The sequence below is a fragment of the Myxococcus sp. RHSTA-1-4 genome, from assembly GCF_020037125.1.
GTDB lineage: Bacteria > Myxococcota > Myxococcia > Myxococcales > Myxococcaceae > Myxococcus.
Genome location: NZ_JAIQDG010000002.1, coordinates 257225 through 272811, shown reverse-complemented (window position 1 = coordinate 272811; position 15587 = coordinate 257225). Strand labels below are relative to the sequence as shown.

At 72.1% G+C, this 15587-nt stretch carries 16 protein-coding genes; 4 read left to right on the top strand and 12 right to left on the bottom strand.

Annotated features, from left to right (window positions below; translation table 11 throughout):
* Positions 1-128: 128 nt before the first annotated feature.
* Together phbB and K8638_RS04640 are read left to right on the top strand one after the other, a co-directional pair.
* Positions 129-854, top strand: coding sequence for an acetoacetyl-CoA reductase (gene phbB / locus K8638_RS04645; RefSeq protein ID WP_223753176.1), 726 nt, complete (start codon positions 129-131; stop codon positions 852-854).
* A gap of 16 nt (positions 855-870) precedes the next feature.
* Positions 871-2592, top strand: a complete 1722-nt coding sequence (locus tag K8638_RS04640; RefSeq protein WP_223753175.1) for an alpha/beta hydrolase — start codon at positions 871-873, stop codon at positions 2590-2592.
* 112 nt (positions 2593-2704) lie between these two features.
* On the opposite strand, the gene K8638_RS04635 is transcribed toward K8638_RS04640, so the two are convergent.
* From K8638_RS04635 to K8638_RS04580, 12 genes are all read right to left on the bottom strand, one after another.
* Entirely contained in the window at positions 2705-2956 is a 252-nt protein-coding gene (locus K8638_RS04635; protein WP_223753174.1) for a RebB family R body protein, read from the bottom strand.
* 17 nt (positions 2957-2973) lie between these two features.
* Positions 2974-3321: a hypothetical protein gene (locus tag K8638_RS04630; RefSeq protein WP_223753173.1), complete on the bottom strand. Its 348-nt coding sequence runs from the start codon at positions 3319-3321 to the stop codon at positions 2974-2976.
* Between the two features lie 39 nt (positions 3322-3360).
* On the bottom strand, positions 3361-3987 hold the full coding sequence (locus K8638_RS04625; RefSeq protein ID WP_223753172.1) for a RebB family R body protein: 627 nt from the start codon (positions 3985-3987) through the stop codon (positions 3361-3363).
* A gap of 154 nt (positions 3988-4141) precedes the next feature.
* Positions 4142-4474 carry a RebB family R body protein gene (locus tag K8638_RS04620; protein WP_223753171.1) on the bottom strand — a complete coding sequence of 111 codons (333 nt, stop codon included), beginning with the start codon at positions 4472-4474 and terminating at the stop codon, positions 4142-4144.
* 208 nt (positions 4475-4682) lie between these two features.
* A complete protein-coding gene (locus tag K8638_RS04615; RefSeq protein WP_223753170.1) occupies positions 4683-5003 on the bottom strand; it encodes a RebB family R body protein in 321 nt (106 codons plus the stop codon).
* A 151-nt stretch (positions 5004-5154) separates the two neighbouring features.
* Complete coding sequence (locus tag K8638_RS04610; protein WP_223753169.1) at positions 5155-5565, bottom strand: hypothetical protein; 411 nt, start codon at positions 5563-5565, stop codon at positions 5155-5157.
* Positions 5566-5586: 21 nt separating this feature from the next.
* The gene (locus K8638_RS04605) at positions 5587-5928 is read right to left on the bottom strand and encodes a RebB family R body protein (protein WP_223753168.1); all 342 of its coding nucleotides are present in this window, start codon (positions 5926-5928) and stop codon (positions 5587-5589) included.
* 78 nt (positions 5929-6006) lie between these two features.
* Entirely contained in the window at positions 6007-6327 is a 321-nt protein-coding gene (locus K8638_RS04600) for a RebB family R body protein (protein ID WP_223753167.1), read from the bottom strand.
* 61 nt (positions 6328-6388) lie between these two features.
* The gene (locus tag K8638_RS04595; protein ID WP_223753166.1) at positions 6389-7237 is read right to left on the bottom strand and encodes a hypothetical protein; all 849 of its coding nucleotides are present in this window, start codon (positions 7235-7237) and stop codon (positions 6389-6391) included.
* A 182-nt stretch (positions 7238-7419) separates the two neighbouring features.
* Complete coding sequence (locus K8638_RS04590; protein ID WP_223753165.1) at positions 7420-8058, bottom strand: glycoside hydrolase family 25 protein; 639 nt, start codon at positions 8056-8058, stop codon at positions 7420-7422.
* Positions 8059-8152: 94 nt separating this feature from the next.
* The gene (locus tag K8638_RS04585; RefSeq protein WP_223753164.1) at positions 8153-8980 is read right to left on the bottom strand and encodes a hypothetical protein; all 828 of its coding nucleotides are present in this window, start codon (positions 8978-8980) and stop codon (positions 8153-8155) included.
* A 62-nt stretch (positions 8981-9042) separates the two neighbouring features.
* Complete coding sequence (locus tag K8638_RS04580; protein WP_223753163.1) at positions 9043-9612, bottom strand: RNA polymerase sigma factor; 570 nt, start codon at positions 9610-9612, stop codon at positions 9043-9045.
* Between the two features lie 192 nt (positions 9613-9804).
* On the opposite strand from K8638_RS04580, the gene K8638_RS04575 reads away from it, so the two are divergent.
* Both K8638_RS04575 and K8638_RS04570 read left to right on the top strand, forming a co-directional pair.
* Positions 9805-10776 (top strand): hypothetical protein, encoded by a 972-nt coding sequence (locus K8638_RS04575; protein WP_223753162.1) that lies wholly within the window; start codon positions 9805-9807, stop codon positions 10774-10776.
* A gap of 6 nt (positions 10777-10782) precedes the next feature.
* Positions 10783-15483 carry a CHAT domain-containing protein gene (locus tag K8638_RS04570; protein WP_223753161.1) on the top strand — a complete coding sequence of 1567 codons (4701 nt, stop codon included), beginning with the start codon at positions 10783-10785 and terminating at the stop codon, positions 15481-15483.
* The last annotated feature ends 104 nt before the right edge of the window (positions 15484-15587 follow it).

The window sequence follows — 15587 nt, the reverse complement described above, 5'->3', positions numbered from 1 at the left end:
GGTGAATCGAGGTTCCACTCCAGGACGCTCCCGGCGCGCCGCCTGTGAAAGGCCTGCGTCCGCCTTCACGGCCGCCCCGCTGCGGCGTCCCTCAGGGGCTCACCCCACCCCTTCCTGGAGTCATGACCATGAGTGGACGCGTCGCACTCGTCACCGGCGGCACCCGCGGCATTGGCGCCGCCATTTCCCTGGCGCTGCATCAGGCGGGCTACCGCGTCGCCGCCACCTACCTGTCCGATGAGGCCGCCGCGCGCGACTTCACGGAGCTCACCGGCATCCCCTCCGTCCAGCTCGACGGCAGGAGCTCCATCGCCTGCACGGCCGGGGTGCTGCAGGTGTCCGAGCAGCTCGGCCCCGTCGAGGTGCTCGTCAACAACGCCGGCGTCACCCGCGACGCCATGCTCCACCGCATGGCTCCCGAGCAGTGGTACGAGGTCACCCAGACGCACCTCACCGCCTGCTTCAACCTGTGCCGCCTCGTCGTGCCGGGCATGCGCGAGCGGGGCTTCGGCCGCATCATCAACCTCGGCTCCATCAACGGGCAGACCGGGCAGGTGGGCCAGACTGCCTATGCGGCGGCCAAGGCGGGCCTGCACGGCTTCACCATGGCCCTGGCGCGCGAGGGCGCCTCGCGGGGCATCACCGTCAACCTCGTCGCACCCGGCTACGTCGACACGGACATGGTCCGGAAGGTCAAGCCGGAGGTCCTGAAGGAAATCATCGCCCGCATTCCCGTGGGCCGGCTGGGGCAGCCCGTGGAGGTCGCTCGGGCCGTGCTCTTCCTGGCCTCGGACGAGGCCGGCTTCATCACCGGCTCCACGCTCACCATCAACGGTGGGCAGCACATGGCCTGAGCCTCGGGAGCCGCCCATGCAGCCACACGAGGAGCTGGCGGAGAACCTGGGCCGCGCGCTGCGGCTCGGGAGCGAGGCGCTGGCGCGCTGGAGGGCGCTGGGTGCCCAGGCGTCCCCCGGGGCCATGGACGGCCTGCGCGAGTCCTTCATCGAAGCGCTGCGGCGGCTGTCCGCCGAGCCCGGCCGCCTGGAGGAAGCGGGGCGCGAGCTCGAGGCTCGGCTCCTGGCCCTGTGGCGGGAGCCTCCCGCCCAGCCGCCCCGGGGAGACCGCCGCTACCGGGCTCCCGCCTGGAACGACAATCCGTGGCTCGACCTGCTGCGCCACACGCACCACGCCGGTGCCGAGTGGCTGCAGCAGGTGGTGGAGCGCGCGCCCGGCCTGGAGCCCCACACCGCCCGGCAGGCCCGCTTCTTCGCCCGGCAGCTCACCGAGGCCCTGGCCCCCGCCAACCATCCCCTGCTCAACCCCGAGGTGCTGCGCACCACCCTGCTCACGCGCGGCGCCAACCTCGTGCGCGGCATGGAGCGGCTGCGCGAGGACGTGGAGCGCGGAGGCGGGCAGCTCGTGCCCCGCATGGTGGCGCCCGGCGCCTTCCAGCTGGGCGTGGACCTGGCCGCCACGCCCGGCCACGTCGTCCACGAGGCGCCGCTCTTCCAGTTGATTCAATACACGCCCACCACCCCGAGCGTGTACCGGCGTCCCCTCGTCATCATCCCGCCGTGGATCAACAAGTACTACGTGCTCGACCTGCGCCCGGAGAACTCCTTCGTCCGCTGGGCGGTGGAGCGCGGCTACACCGTCTTCCTCCTCTCGTGGGTCAACCCGGACGAGCGCTGCGCGGAGGTGGACCTGGAGGACTACCTGCTCCAGGGACTGGTGCCGGCGCTGGACGCGGTGGAGCGGGCCACCGGCGAGCGCGAGGTGTTGGCCCTGGGCTACTGCAGCGGAGGCACGCTGCTCGCCGCGGCGCTGGCGTACCAGGCCGCGCGCGGCGAGCAGCGCATCCACCGCGCCACCCTGCTGGCCACCCAGGTGGACTTCAGCGAGCCCGGGGACCTGGGGCTGTTCGTGGACGCGCGGCAGCTCGAGCACCTGGAGGCGCGAATGCGCCAGCGGGGCTACCTGGAGGGCCCGGCGCTGATGAGCACCTTCAACCTCCTGCGCGCGGGGGACCTCTTCTGGTCCTTCGCGGTGGACTCCTGGCTGCTGGGCCGAGAGCCGCCACCGCTGGACTTCCTGTACTGGAACTCCGACCCCACGCGGATGGCCGCCCGGGCCCATGCCACGTACCTGCGGAGCCTCTACCTGCGCAACCAGCTGGTGCTGCCGGGCGCCCTGTCCTTCGGCGGCGTCCCGCTGGACCTGCGCCGCATCCACGTGCCCCTCTACGTGCTGGCGGCCCGGGAGGACCACATCGCCCCGGCGCGCTCCGTGTACCAGGTCACGCGTCACGTGAGCGGCCCGGTGCGCTTCGTGCTGGCCGGCTCCGGCCACGTCGCCGGCATCATCCATCCGCCGCCCGGGCGCTACGGCTATCAGTCCCACGAGGAGCCCGGAGGCCCGGCGTCCTTCGACGCCTGGTGCGAGGGCGCCAGGGCCCACCCGGGCTCGTGGTGGACGGACTGGGACGCCTGGCTGGCCCCCCACGCGGGGGAGCCCACCGCGCCGCGCCCCCCTTCCGCGTACCTCGAGCCCGCCCCGGGCCGCTATGTCCGGGTGCGCGCCATGCCCGAGTAGTCCGTCCCCTCCCCTCCGAGGGGACAAACGACAAAGGCGTGTGCGGACCGCGACTCGCGGCCCGCACACGCCAGGTCTCCACGAACCGTGGGCCCGAGGCCCACCGCCCGCGCTATGGGGCCCCGCCGCCGCCACCGCCCGCCGCCGCCAGAATCATCTTCACGGCCACGGTGACGGTGGCCGTGCTGAGCTGCTGCATGGCGTGCTGCTGGCTGGAGGCGTTCTGCATGGACAGACCAACGGACTGCGACAGGAGCTGATAGACGACTCCGACGGCCGCCGCCGGAGACTCCGCGAGCACCTTGACGTTGGTCTGGGTGACGGCGTCGGTGATTTGACTGTTGACCGTGAACTCGTCCGCCATGGTGGCCACTCACTTCCTTACTTGGAGGGGAAGCCCTGGAGGATGGTGGACGCCGTCTGGCCCACGCTCTGGAAGGCCTCGACGGCCCCTTCCAGCGCGGTCTTGGCCTTGTCGATGGCCTGGGCCGCCTTCTCCGCGTTCTGGCCGGCGAGAATCATCCCCAGCGCCACGCCGTTGGTGGCCGTGCTGATGGCGGCGATGCTGCGCAGGTACTCGGCGGCGTCCTGGATGGCGATGGCGGTGGACTGCGCCACGTGCTGGTAGGCGACGCTGGAACCGGTGGTTCGCGCGTCCTTGAGCACGGACTCATTGCTGCGTTGGACGGCGTCCACGATCTGCGGGTTGACAGTGGTCAGAGCAGGCATGGCTGGGTTGGCTCCTCATCCTGGAAGGTCATTCCGCGGTTACCGGGTGCTCGGCTTCGCGCCCGGCGCCGGGTTCGCCGGGGGCGTCGACGAGGGGGGCTGGGGCGCCGCCGGCGTCGAGCCAGACGGCGGGTCGGAGGACGGGTCGGACCGGTTCGTGCCGCTCGGGCGGGAGCCGGTCCCCGAGGGGTCCGTGCCCGGACTGGAGCCGGGCGCCGAGGGGTCCGTGCCCGGACTGGAGCCGGGCGCCGCCTGCGTGCCGCTCGGGCGGGATCCGGAGCCCGAGGGGTCCGTGCCGGGGTTGGACCCGGGCGCCGCCGGGAGGCCGCCCAGGATGGAGCCGGGCGACAGGGGGGGCAGGCCCGGAGACGGGTTGGCCGGCGGAGGCGCGGGCGGCGGCGGCGCGGGCGGCGGCGGAGGAAGGGCCGCCTGGAAGCGTGAGCCCGCGTAGAGGATCTGCTGGACGGCGGCAGTCGTCGTGGCGGTGGTGACCTGCTGCATCGAGTGCTGGTGGCTGGTCGAGTTCTGCATGGCCAGGCCCACCGACTGCGAGAGGAGTTGATACACCATGCCCAGCGCCGTGGACGGTGACTCTGCCAGCACCTTCACGGTGGTCTGGGTGACGGCGTCGGTAATCTGGGGATTGACTGAGTTCGGGTCTGCCACGGGAGGTCTCCGGCTGGGACGAGCACCTGGTTTCGCGAGCCGCATTCAGGCAGGAGGCCGGACCGCCGGCGGGGGGGTCCTCCGGCGATCCGGCTCCTGGGAGGGACACCTGCCCCTCCATTCGTGGTGGCCGAGGGCCACCACGGCCTGACTGCTAGAACGAGGTCGGCTTGCTGCCGGCGAGCGACGCCGTCAGCGAGGCGATGGCGGTGGGCAGGTCGCTCATGCCGATCTTGGACGTGGCCACCGCGTCCGCCGCCGTGTCGACGGTGTACAGGAGGCTGACGCCCTGGACGGTGGCGGCCTGCGCGGCCATGTTCAGCTGCTGCTGCGCCGTCACCGCGTTCTGGAACGCCAGGCCCGTGGACTGGGCCATGGTCTGGTACACGTGGCCGAGCGACATGGCCGGGGCATCCGCCAGCACCTTCACGTTGGCCTGCGTGACGGCGTCGGTAATCTGGTCATTCACGGCCGTGGGGGTCGTCATCTGTCTCTCCTGGGTGGTGGTTCAAGACGGAGCGCCACGATTGGAGCCCGTCTGTCTTTGGCCAGCCTGCTGTTTGAAATCCCGCTGGCCGTGAATAGGACGCGCAAGAGGCACTGGCTGTGAATGCGGCCTCGCCAGGCCTGAAACAACACCGCCCCGCCACGGCCCCGAAAGGCCATGACGGGGCGGGAGTGCGACACCGCGGAGACTACCGGCCGGCCGCGACGGCCGCGTTCAGCGAGGCGATGGCGGTGGGCAGGTCGCTCATGCCGACCTTGGACGTGGCCACCGCGTCCGCCGCCGTGTCGACGGTGTACAGCAGGCTGACGCCCTGGACGGTGGCGGCCTGCGCGGCCACGTTCAGCTGCTGCTGCGCCGTCACGGCGTTCTGGAACGACAGGCCCGTGGACTGGGCCATGGTCTGGAACACGTGAGCGAGCGACAGCGCGGGCGCATCCGCCAGCACCTTCACGTTGGCCTGCGTGACGGCGTCGGTAATCTGGTCATTCACAGCCGTGGGGGTTGCCATTCGTTGCTCCTGGAAGGCGAGGCCCGCCGCCCGGCATGGGCGGCTCGGAAGCCTCGCTACCTGAAAGGACGGCCGAGCCGCGCCTTCGTGAACACCGCATGTCAGGAATTGGGAGCGCCGTGCGCCGCAAGCGCGGGCACCCCCGCCCCGCCTACGGCTTCCGGCCTGGCTCGTCGTCAGGCGCGGGCTCCGAGGGCGGGGCCGGGGGTGATGAGGGTACGGGCTGGAAGCGCTCCATGAGCTGGATGGACACGCGGCCGATGCGCTGGAAGACGTCCATGGCCTCCTGCAGCGAGCGCTGGGCCTCGGCCATGGCTCGAGCGGAATCCCCGGGCTTGTCGCCGGTCAGCATCATCCGCAGGGCCACACCGCTGGCGGCGGTGCTGAGGGACGCGAGCTGGCGCAGTTGCTCGCTCGTGTCCTCCACGACCTTCGCCGTGGACTGGAGGAGGACGTCATAGGCCGCGAGGCGGATCCGCTCGTCCTCGGGGGAGCGCGCTTCCTCATTCGAGGGCTCCGCCGCGGGCTCCGGAGGCGTCGAAGCGGGACGCTCGTCAGGCATGGCCTGCCCCGGGGCCGGGTCTCACGGGCGGCCCGGGTGACGCCGGCCGTGCCGCCTGGCCTGCCGCCGCGGCTGGCGCCGGAGCAGCGGCGACGCGTCCTGGCCGGCGATGGAGGCCGCGGCCCCGACCTGCGCGGAGACGAGGCCGAGCAGGTGCTGGGTGAGGAGCACCGCCTCCACGTTGCCCTGCACGACGCCCTGCTGCTGGGCGTTGATGGTGTTCTGGAAGGACAGGCCAGTGGAGTGGGCCATGACTTCGTAGCCGTGGCCCGCGGCGTGGGCGGGCGCGCTGCCCGCCACGAGCAGTCCGTCCTGGCTCACCGCGTCCGTCACCTGCGAGTTCATCTCGGTCGTATCTGCCATGGTTCCTCTCCTTCAGCCGGTGACAGGAACCGCCGCGGCGCCTGCATGCCGCGGCGGCTCCTGCCTCCGGCGGGCGGACTACTTGCCGGCCTTCACCGCGGACATCAGCGAGACGAGGGCGGTGGGCAGGTCGCTCATGTTCACCTTGGACGTGGCCACGCCGTCCGCCGCCGTCACCAGCGAGTACAGCAGGTTCACGCCCTGCACCGTGGCGGCCTGCGCGGCCATGTTCAGCTGCTGCTGCGCCGTCACCGCGTTCTGGAACGACAGGCCCGTGGAGTGCGCCATCGTCTGGTAGATGTGGCCGAGCGCCAGCGCCGGCGCATCGCCCAGCACCTTCACGTTGGCCTGCGTGACGGCGTCGGTGATCTGCCCGTTCACAGCGGTAGGGGTCGTCATCTCTTCTTCTCCTGATGGGGATGGTGGTTGAGCCTGGTGGAGTCACCAGGGTTCGGAGCAGTCAGCTCTTGGCGGGCTCACCGCTCCCCGAGGAGACGGGGGAAGGCGGCGACGTGTGAACGTCTTTGCCACCCGAGTCCAGCCGCGCCTCGAGCTGGGCCGCCATGTCCTGGCCGAGCCGCTCGCTGAAGCCCAGCATGAAGCTCATCGCCAGGAAGAAGCTGTACTCCTCCATCGGCGTGCCCGTGGGCAGCTTGATGGGCAGCAGCTGCGACTTGAACACCAGCAGGCCGAACACCGCGAAGGCCGCGCCCACCAGCGGCCGGCTGAAGCCCTGCATCACCCGCGAGGCCGGCGCCGCGGTGTCCGGCTGCTCGAAGCCGCGGATGCGCACGAGGAGGCTCGTCACCGCGCCGAGCTTGCCCGTCAGCAGGGACGCCAGCATGAGGTGGAAGTCGATGTGCCCGAAGAGCTTGAAGCCCTCCATGCGCGACCGCAGCAGCTCGCCCGCCAGGCCCAGCGCCACGATGAGCACCAGCGCGCCCATCAGGCCGAGCATGACCTGGATGGACGGGGAGTCCGTCCGCAGGATGGCCCCCAGGCGCAGCGGGTGCAGCCGGTCCGCCAGCCGGGACTCGAGCCGCCTGCGCAGGTCGCGCGCCAGGTGGAGGTTGGGCTCATCCGCCAGCAGCGCGTGCAGGGCCACCTGGAGGTTTTCGAGCGCGGCGGGCTCCAGCACGGAGGCCCCCGCCACGCGCAGGTGGAGCAGCCGGGCCAGCTCCTGTTGCAGGCCCGCGTCGAGCGGCTGGCTCAGCCGCTGCTGAAGCCGTGCCTCCAGCGAGGGGGGCGGAGCGGTGGCGGGACTCGGGGGCTCGGGCGTGGGCGGCCCCGGCTCGGCGGCGGGTGCCACGGGGGCAGGAGCCTCTGGCGGCTCCGCGGGGAGCGGGGACTCGGAGCCGGACGGCGTGGGAGGGAGTGTCTCGGGGGCATCGTTCATGAGGGCGGTGGGTGGAGGACGTGGCCCCATGCCACGTCCCTTGCGAGACGCGGCATCCCCCCTGGACGTGAAGCCGTGAAGTCCCTCCCCTGCCCTCACCTCGCGGCCGGCGGAGCGCCCCGGGCGAGCTGCCTCAGGTCCTCCAGCGTGCCGCTGAAGCGGTCCATGTCCACGTTCCCGGAGATGCCGGGCACGTGGCCGGACTGCGAGTACTGCCAGAACGCCCACCGCTGCCACGACGGGGGCAGGCGCGGGCTGGACACGTCGTAGTTCGCCACCCAGAGCGGGTGGCTCTCGAAGCCCTCGGGAAAGCCGAGCTGCTTCCAGAAGTAGTGGGCGGTGTAGACGATGGGCGCGTGGCCCAGGTGCTCCTCCACCGTCTTCAGCCAGAGGAGGGCCCGCTCGATGACGACATCGTTGGGCTGGCCGTCGGACAGCTCCAGGTCCAGCACCGGAGGCAGGTCCCCGGGCCCCAGGGTGCCCACCTTCTGGACCAGCAGGTCCGCCTGCGCCTGGGGGTCCTGGCTGGCGCGGAACATCTGGTAGACGCCGCGGTAGAACCCCAGCCGGCCCAGCTCCGCCCAGTGGGTGTCGAAGCAGGGGTCGATGACGCGCGTCCCGTCGCTCACCCGCGCGAAGGCGAACTGCTTGCCGGCGGCGCGGACCCGCTGCCAGTTCACCGCGCCCTGCCACTTCGACACGTCGATGCCCTCGATGAAGCCACTGCCGCTCATGGATGACGCTCCTGGGAGGGGGATGGTTGGCGAGTCCCCTCCGCGGGAGGGACGGCGCGGCGCGGCCCGCGTGAATCCGGGCCGCCGGTGACGCTCAGGCCCCGGAGGGGCTCGGGTCCGCGAACTCGTCGTCCACGCCGAGCAGCTCCCCCATGAGGTCCAGCAACAGCTCCAGCGTCAGGTCGCGGCCGATGGCCAGGGAGAAGCGGGCCGCCAGCAGCCAGGCCTCGCGCCGGTGGGTGGCGGACGCGGGGGCCAGGGCGAGCGCCTCGAGCTGCCGGGGCACCGACAGCGCGGGCAGCTCCGCCTCGCTCCCGAAGGCCAGCCGGCGAAGCTGCTGGTCCACCAGCTCCCGGAAGCGGACCTCGTCCTCCTGGGAGCCAGCCAGCGCCGCCACCTCCGCCTCCGTGAGGGTGGCCTCCAGCCCCACCGCCAGCAGCACCATCTCCAGCACCCGCTGGTGCAGGTGCGCGGGCGGCTCCGCCGCCGCCTTGAAGGGAGACGCCCCACCCGCGAGCTGGAGCACCATCTCCTTCACCTGTGAGGACGTCACGCCCAGCTCGACCTGGAGCCGGGCCAGGAACCGCGCCGCGAGGTCCAGCTGTTTGTCGTCGGACGAGGCGGCCTTCATCGCCAGGCCGTAGGCGAGCAGCCGGTTGCGCGGGTCCGGCAGGCGCCCCCGCAGCGAGGAGAAGATGTCCTCGTCGCTCGCCTGGGACAGCCGCCGGGCGCAGTGCCGGAGCCGCTCCAGGAGCACCTCGGGCCGCTCACCCTGGAGCTCCGGCTCGTCGAGCAGCGGGGCCAGTAACACGCGCAGCGCGTCGTCGGCGATGGGCTCCCGCACCTGGGCCGCCAGCAGCATCGCCTCGAGCAGGGCGTCGTCGCGCTCCCGGCGCACCCTGAAGATTCGGGTTCGTATCATGTTCGCAGGACGCACCAGCCGGCATGGCTGTGAATGCCAGGGCGGGGGTGAGCGTGCGCGGCTCAGCGCGCGTGGAGCATGTCCGCGAGCGCCTCGCGAAGCAGGCTGGAGGCGAACTGGACCCGCTTGCGCGCGTTGCAGTTGGTGAGCTGAAGCTGTCTCGCGATGTCCTCGTAGGACATGTCCTGGAGGAAGCGCATCTCGAAGGGGAGGCGCAGGTTGGCGGGCAGCTCGCGGATGCGGGCGCGAATCTCCCGGGCCCGCTCGCGCTCGAGCAACACCGTGTCCGGAGGCTCTTCCACCTGGGAGGGCACCGCCGACGCGGCGGGGGGCGCCGGCTCTTCCGGCGTGTCGGTGTAGCGCCGGCGGTCGCGGTGGAAGTCCATGCACACGTTGTGGAGCACCCGGCTCAGCCAGGCCTTCTCGCTGACGAGCGTCCCGGCCTGCGCCGAATAGCCCTGGAAGGCGCGGAGCATCGCGGCATGCAACGCATCCTCCGCGTCGGCTGCATTACCAGCCATGAGACGGAGGCTTTGATGGTGCAGATGGTCCTGGTGGCTCTGCCACAGGTGCCAGAAAGGAGGAGATTGGGTGGCGTGTTTCAAGGGTCCCGAGCCTGAGAGAGGCTGCATGGGGACGCTTTTCCCCTCGCTGTTGTGAATGCGATTGCAAACGAGCAAAAACAATCACAGCCAAAATGGCTCGCACGTCGGCAGGCGGGCGGCGGCGGAGCCCCGAGTCACGAATCGGAGGCTGAAACGCGATTCACATCCGCGCCGCCACCACGTCCTGGAGGAATGAGTTCAATTCCCAGGGATTCAGGAATGCCGCGCCTCATCGCCGTCGCGCTCGTCTCACTCGCGGCCGGAGTGGCTCTTGGCCAGGCCTTCCTGCGCTCCGCTGGGGCGCACGAGGAGCAGGTGTATCAACGCCAGCTATCGGGTGAGCTGAGTGCGAAGGAGAAGGAGATTGAAGCGCCCGACCCCGAGCTGGACCTGGCGCGTGCGCGGCTGGAGACGCGGGCCCAGTTGGAGCAGCAATACAGGGCGCAGCTCACGAAGAAGGACGAGGACTTCGAGGCGTTCCGGAAATCGCACGGCCTGCGAGTGCAGAGCCTGTCCAACGCCCTCTTCGAGCTCCAGCAGCAGGCCCGGAACGGGACAGCGAAGGCCCAGGTGGTGGAGCCCGCGTCACGGCCCGGGGAGTGCGCACCCGACCTCGGCCAGACGCCCATCGCCTACGAGTATGCCGATGCGGATGGCCGCGTCCGCCTCACCGACCCGAACATCTGGCTCCAGGGGGATGAGCGCCTCACGCTGACGCAGCGCTTCCGGGTGCGCGGCACGGTGCTGCGGCAGGTGGATGGCTCGCTGATGACGGACCGCGTGGAGCTCATCGAAATCTCCCCGAAGGGGGAAGGAAAGCCCCGGGAGCTGGCGAGGGCGGCGCTGGAGGACGCGAGCTTCTCCTATGCCAATGCGCCCCATGAGGTGCCACCTCCGGGAGGCTCCAGCCCCTCGTGGATGGTGACCCTGGCCGCATCGCCCGACACGGACTTCTCCCTGCGCTTCGGCCCCTCGGCCAGGCTGGTGCGGCTGGGCCGGGTCGGCTTCGCGGCGGGGCTCACCTCCGACTTCAAGTCCCTGGAGGGCACCGGCGCGGAGGCGTTCCTGACCTACACGCCGTCCGTGGGAGGGCGGGTGCTGAACCTCGCGCTCGGAGGCGGCATCCACCTGCCGGTGGGCGGGTACACCCGCGTCCGTCCCAGCCTCAGCGTCAACTTCATCATCGACTGACGTCCCATGAACGCCCCCATCGAGCTGCTCCTCGAGCTGGTGCGCGGCGAGGAGTCGGAGGACGCCTTCCACTTCCAGCCGGTGCCCCAGGAGTACCTGCTGCGCCGGGGCCATGGGAGCTATGCGAGCGCGGCGCTCTCGTGGGAGCCGGAGCTGCTGGCGGACCTGGCGGAGCTGGAGCGCCTCGAGCCGGACCGGAGTGTGGTGCAGCGCCTGGGGGACAGGCTCCGGAGCTTCCTGGAGCAGGTGGGGTGGGACGCGCAGGCGCGCGACATCCTCGCCGCCGTGGAGCAGGAGCGCCCGGTCCACCTCACCTTCCGCTTCGCCGCGGCCGAGCTGTACGCGCTGCCCTGGGAGCTGCTGACGCTGGGCAGCTCCGGCAGGACGCTGGCCGAGCTCCCCGGAGTCCTCATCCGCTACGAGTGGCCCTCCGCGCGGAGCGAGCCTCCCTCCGGAACCGCGCGCGGTGGACGCATCCTCTACGCCTGGTCCGCCGCGGGAGGACAGGTCCCACACAAGGCCCACCTGTCCGCGCTGAGCCAGGCGTGCGAGCACGGCGCGTTTCCCTTCGACTCCGAGCGGGACGTCGTCGCGAACGTCTCGCTCGGGGCGCTGGGGGAAGCGCTGGCGCGCCCCGGCGAGCCCGCCGCCATCCTCCACCTGCTGTGCCACGGAGGGCAGCGAGGGCAGACGCAGGGACTCCTCTGGGACACCTCGTGGGGCGGAGGCGAGCCGGAGCTGGTCGACGGCGCCGCCCTGCGCCAGCTCCTGGCGCCGCACGCGGGGACACTGCGGCTGGTGGTGCTCGCCGCGTGCCGGAGCGGCGCGGGCATGGCGGGCAACCACCTGGGCAGCGTGGCCCAGGCGCTCCACCGCGCCGGCATCCAGGCCGTGGTGGCCTCGCGCCTGCCCCTGTCCATTCCCGGGTCCGTGGTGCTCACCGGCAGCCTCTACGAGTCCCTGCTGGCCGGGCCCTGCTCCCTGGAGGAGGCGGTGGGCCACGCACGCCGGCGGCTGGCGCTCGACAGCGCGTCGCTGGACCAGGCCTCGCTGCAGCTCTATGCCCGCGCGGCGCATGGCAGCGATACGCGGCCGGTGGCGCTGCGCCCCTACCGCGGCCTGCTCCCCTTCCAGAAGGAGGACCACCGGTTCTTCTTCGGCCGGGAGCCGCTCCGGGAGGAGCTCCTCCAGCGCGTCCACGAGTCGGTGGAGGGAAAGCGGCCCCGGTTCCAGGTGCTGGCCGGCGCCGCGGGCACCGGCAAGTCCTCGCTCGCCCTCGCGGGCCTGCTGCCCGCGCTCCCCGCGGACACCTGGGACGTCCACGTGCTCACCCCGCATCCGGGGTACGCCGAGGCGCTCCAGCCGCTCCGCCAGGCTCCCGCGACGCGCCGCCAGCTCCTGCTGGTGGACCCGTTCGAGGAGGCCTTCACCCACCTGACGGAGCCCGAGGCACGCCGGGCCTTCGCCGCCGCCTTGTGGGAGCTCTCACGCGACGCGGAGCGGCAGGTCGTCGTCCTCGCCACGATTCGCGTGGACTACCTCGGGCGCTGCGGGGAGCTGGTGGTGGACGCGGCGGGGACGCGGCTGGACACGGTGATGTACTCCGACGCCCACCGCCTGTTCGTCACCGGGCTCCAGGGAGAGGGGCTCCGCGCGGCCATCGAGCGCCCGGCGCTCAAGGTGGGGCTGACGTTCGAACCCGGGCTGGTGGACCGGCTCCTCCAGGACGTGGGCCAGGAGCCCGGCGCGCTGCCCCTCCTGCAGTACGCGCTGGACCAGCTCTGGGAGGAACGCGAGGGCCACCAGCTCACCCACCGCGCGTACGCGGACATCGGCGGCGTGGCCGGGGCGCTGTCGCGGGCGGCGGACCAGCTCTACGCGGCGCTGTCCACCGGGGAGCAGCGGCAGGCGCGGAGGCTGCTGGTCGAGCTGGTGGACCTCCAGCCCGGCCCTTCCATGGGGACCCGGATGCGGGTGCGGCTCCAGCAGCTCCACCCCGCGCCGGGGGAGGCCCGCGACTCCTTCGAGCGGGTCCTCGCCGCGCTGCTCACCGCCCGGCTGCTGACCCGGCAGGAAGACGAGGCGGGAGAGGCGTGGCTGCGAATCTCGCATGAGTCGCTCATCCGCACCTGGCCCGTCCTGCTGGAGTGGGCCCGCGCGGACCGCGAGCGCGTGCAGGCCTTCCGGGAGCTCCAGACCTGGGCCCAGGCGTGGCTGGCGCACCGCGAGGACGCGGATGGAGGAGCGCCCTACCTGCTCTCCGGCAGCAGGCTGGGTTACGCGCAGGGCATCCTGGAGCGCTACAGCGAGCCGCCGGGCGAGGACGTCCTCCGGCTGCTGGAGGCCAGCGTGGCCCGCGCCGGGTCCCAGCAGCGCGCCTTCCGCCGGCGCATGGTGGGGCTGCTCGTGGCGGCCAGCTCGGTCGCGGTGATGATGGCGGGACTGGGGGCGCGGGAGCAGCACGAGCGGCGGGAGGCCCAGCGGCATGCCCTGCGCGCCAGGGACCTCGTCCGGCAGGGCGTCGCCCGGATGCTGCTGCACGTGAACCCCACCCTGGCCCTGCTCATCCTGCGCGAGGTCGAGGAGCCCGAGGCCCTGCGGGGCTGGAACCTGGATGCAACCGAGGTGCTCCAGCAACCCTTGAGTCAGGCCGTGCTGCGCGGCCATGACGAGGCCGTGGTCCACGTCGAGGTGAGCCCGGACGGGCGGTACGTGGCGACGACCTCGTACGACGGCACGGCGCGGCTCTGGAGCCTGGACGGGAAGGGAGCACCGCGCGTGCTGAAGGGACACGGGGGGCCGGTGCACCATGCCACCTTCAGCCCTCCGGACGGGGCGAACCTGCTCACCTCCTCCGAGGACGGCACGGCGCGGCTGTGGCAGCTCTCCGATGGGAAGCTGCTGCGGGTGTTCCGGCACCACGGCGCGGTCCAGTGGGGCGCCTTCAGCCCGGACCGCCGGTGGGTGGCCACGGCCTCGCAGGACGGAAGGGCGCGGGTGTGGTCGCTCGAAAGCGAGGCGGAGCCGCGCGTCCTGGAGCACAAGGGCCCCGTCCACACCGTGGCCTTCAGCCCGGATGGGGAGGAGCTGGTCACCGCGTCGCAGGATGGCACGGCACGCCTGTGGTCCTTCAACAAGCTGGAGCATCCCCGGGAGCTGAGACATCCCGACGCCCTCACCTCCGCCATGTTCGACCCGGACGGCACCCACGTGCTGACCGCCAGCCGGAGCGGCGTCGCCCGCGTCTGGCCGGTGGAGGGACGGGAGGCTCCCGTGGTGCTGGCCGGCCACCGGGGCGAGCTCACCACCGCGCGGTTCAGTCCGGACGGCCAGTCGGTGGTGACGGCCTCCGTGGACGGCACCGCCCGGCTCTGGAGGGTGGATGACCCGGAGCACTTCCGGGAGCTGGGCCGGCACCCGGAGGCCGTGCGGCTGGCCACCTTCAGCGGCCCGCCCGGAGAGTGGATTCTCACCGTCTCCGCGGACACCACGGCGCGGGTGTGGTCCACGACGCACGAGGCCGCGCCCCCGCGAGTCCTGCGGGGGCACCGCTCCAGCATCCTGTGGGGCGCCTTCAGTCCGGATGGGACACGCGCCGTCACGGGCTCCGTCGACAAGACGGCGCGGGTGTGGAGGCTGGACACGCCGCGGGACTCGCTCCCGCTGCAGGAGCCTGGAGCCATCATCTGGTCCGTCGCCTTCAGCCCCGATGGGAGGCGGATGGCCACCGCCTCCGAGGACCACAAGGTCCGCGTCTGGTCGAGCGACCGCAGACTCCTGCGCACGCTGGAGGGGCATGAGGATGCCGTCTATTCGGTCTCCTTCAGTCCGGATGGGAGGTGGCTGCTCACGGCCTCCCAGGACGGGACGGTGCGCCTGTGGCCCTCGGACGGAAGCAGCAGGGCCAGCCGCGTCCTGGTGCACCAGCCGGAGCCCGTCTCCGACGCGGCGTTCAGCCCGAATGGGCGGTGGGTGGCGTTCGCCTCGGGCGCCGGGCTGACGGGCCTCGTGAGTGTGAAACCGCCCCTGCGCGCCGTCCAGCTCGCGGGCCACGGCGACGAGGTCCGCTCCGTGGCCTTCAGCGCGGATGGCCGCCAGGTGCTCACCGCATCGTTGGACGGCACGGCGCGCATCTGGAGCGCCGAGGGGAGACTGCTCGCCACGCTCCAGGGACACGACGACTGGGTCCTCTCGGCGGCCTTCCATCCGAGAGACCCGGCGCGGGTGCTCACCTCCTCCCAGGACGGCACGGCGCGCATCTGGCGCGTCGAGGGCGGCGGCGGCGTGGTCGAAGCCATCGCCACGCATGTGGCCCCGGTGTTGTGGAGCGCGTGGAGCCCGGATGGAAGCCACTTCGTCACCACCTGCGCGGATGCACGCGCCCGCCTGTGGAAGGCCAGCGACACGGCCGCGCCGTACCTCGTCCTCTCCGCGCACGACGCCAGCGTGACGTCGGCCGCGTTCACCCCGTTCGAGGACGAATTGCGCCTGCTCACCGGCTCCGAGGATGGAACGGCCCGCCTCTGGCGCCCGCGCGAGCCCGTTTCCATTGAGGCCCTCCAGCAGCGGCTGCGCGAGGCCAGCTCGGCGTGCCTCACCGCGCACGAGCGAGCGTTCCTCCTGGACGACCCCCCTGAGCAGGCGCGAGAAGCCTCCGCCGCCTGCGAGCGGGCGCACGACCGGACTCCGTCCGAAACGCCGCATTGACGCGGCCGTGTGCACGGAGGCGCCCGCGGTGGCCCCCGTCACAACGCCCCGCGCGAGGGCGTCCTCCCATGAGCCCGGCCCCCCCGGCCGAGGCCACAAGGCCA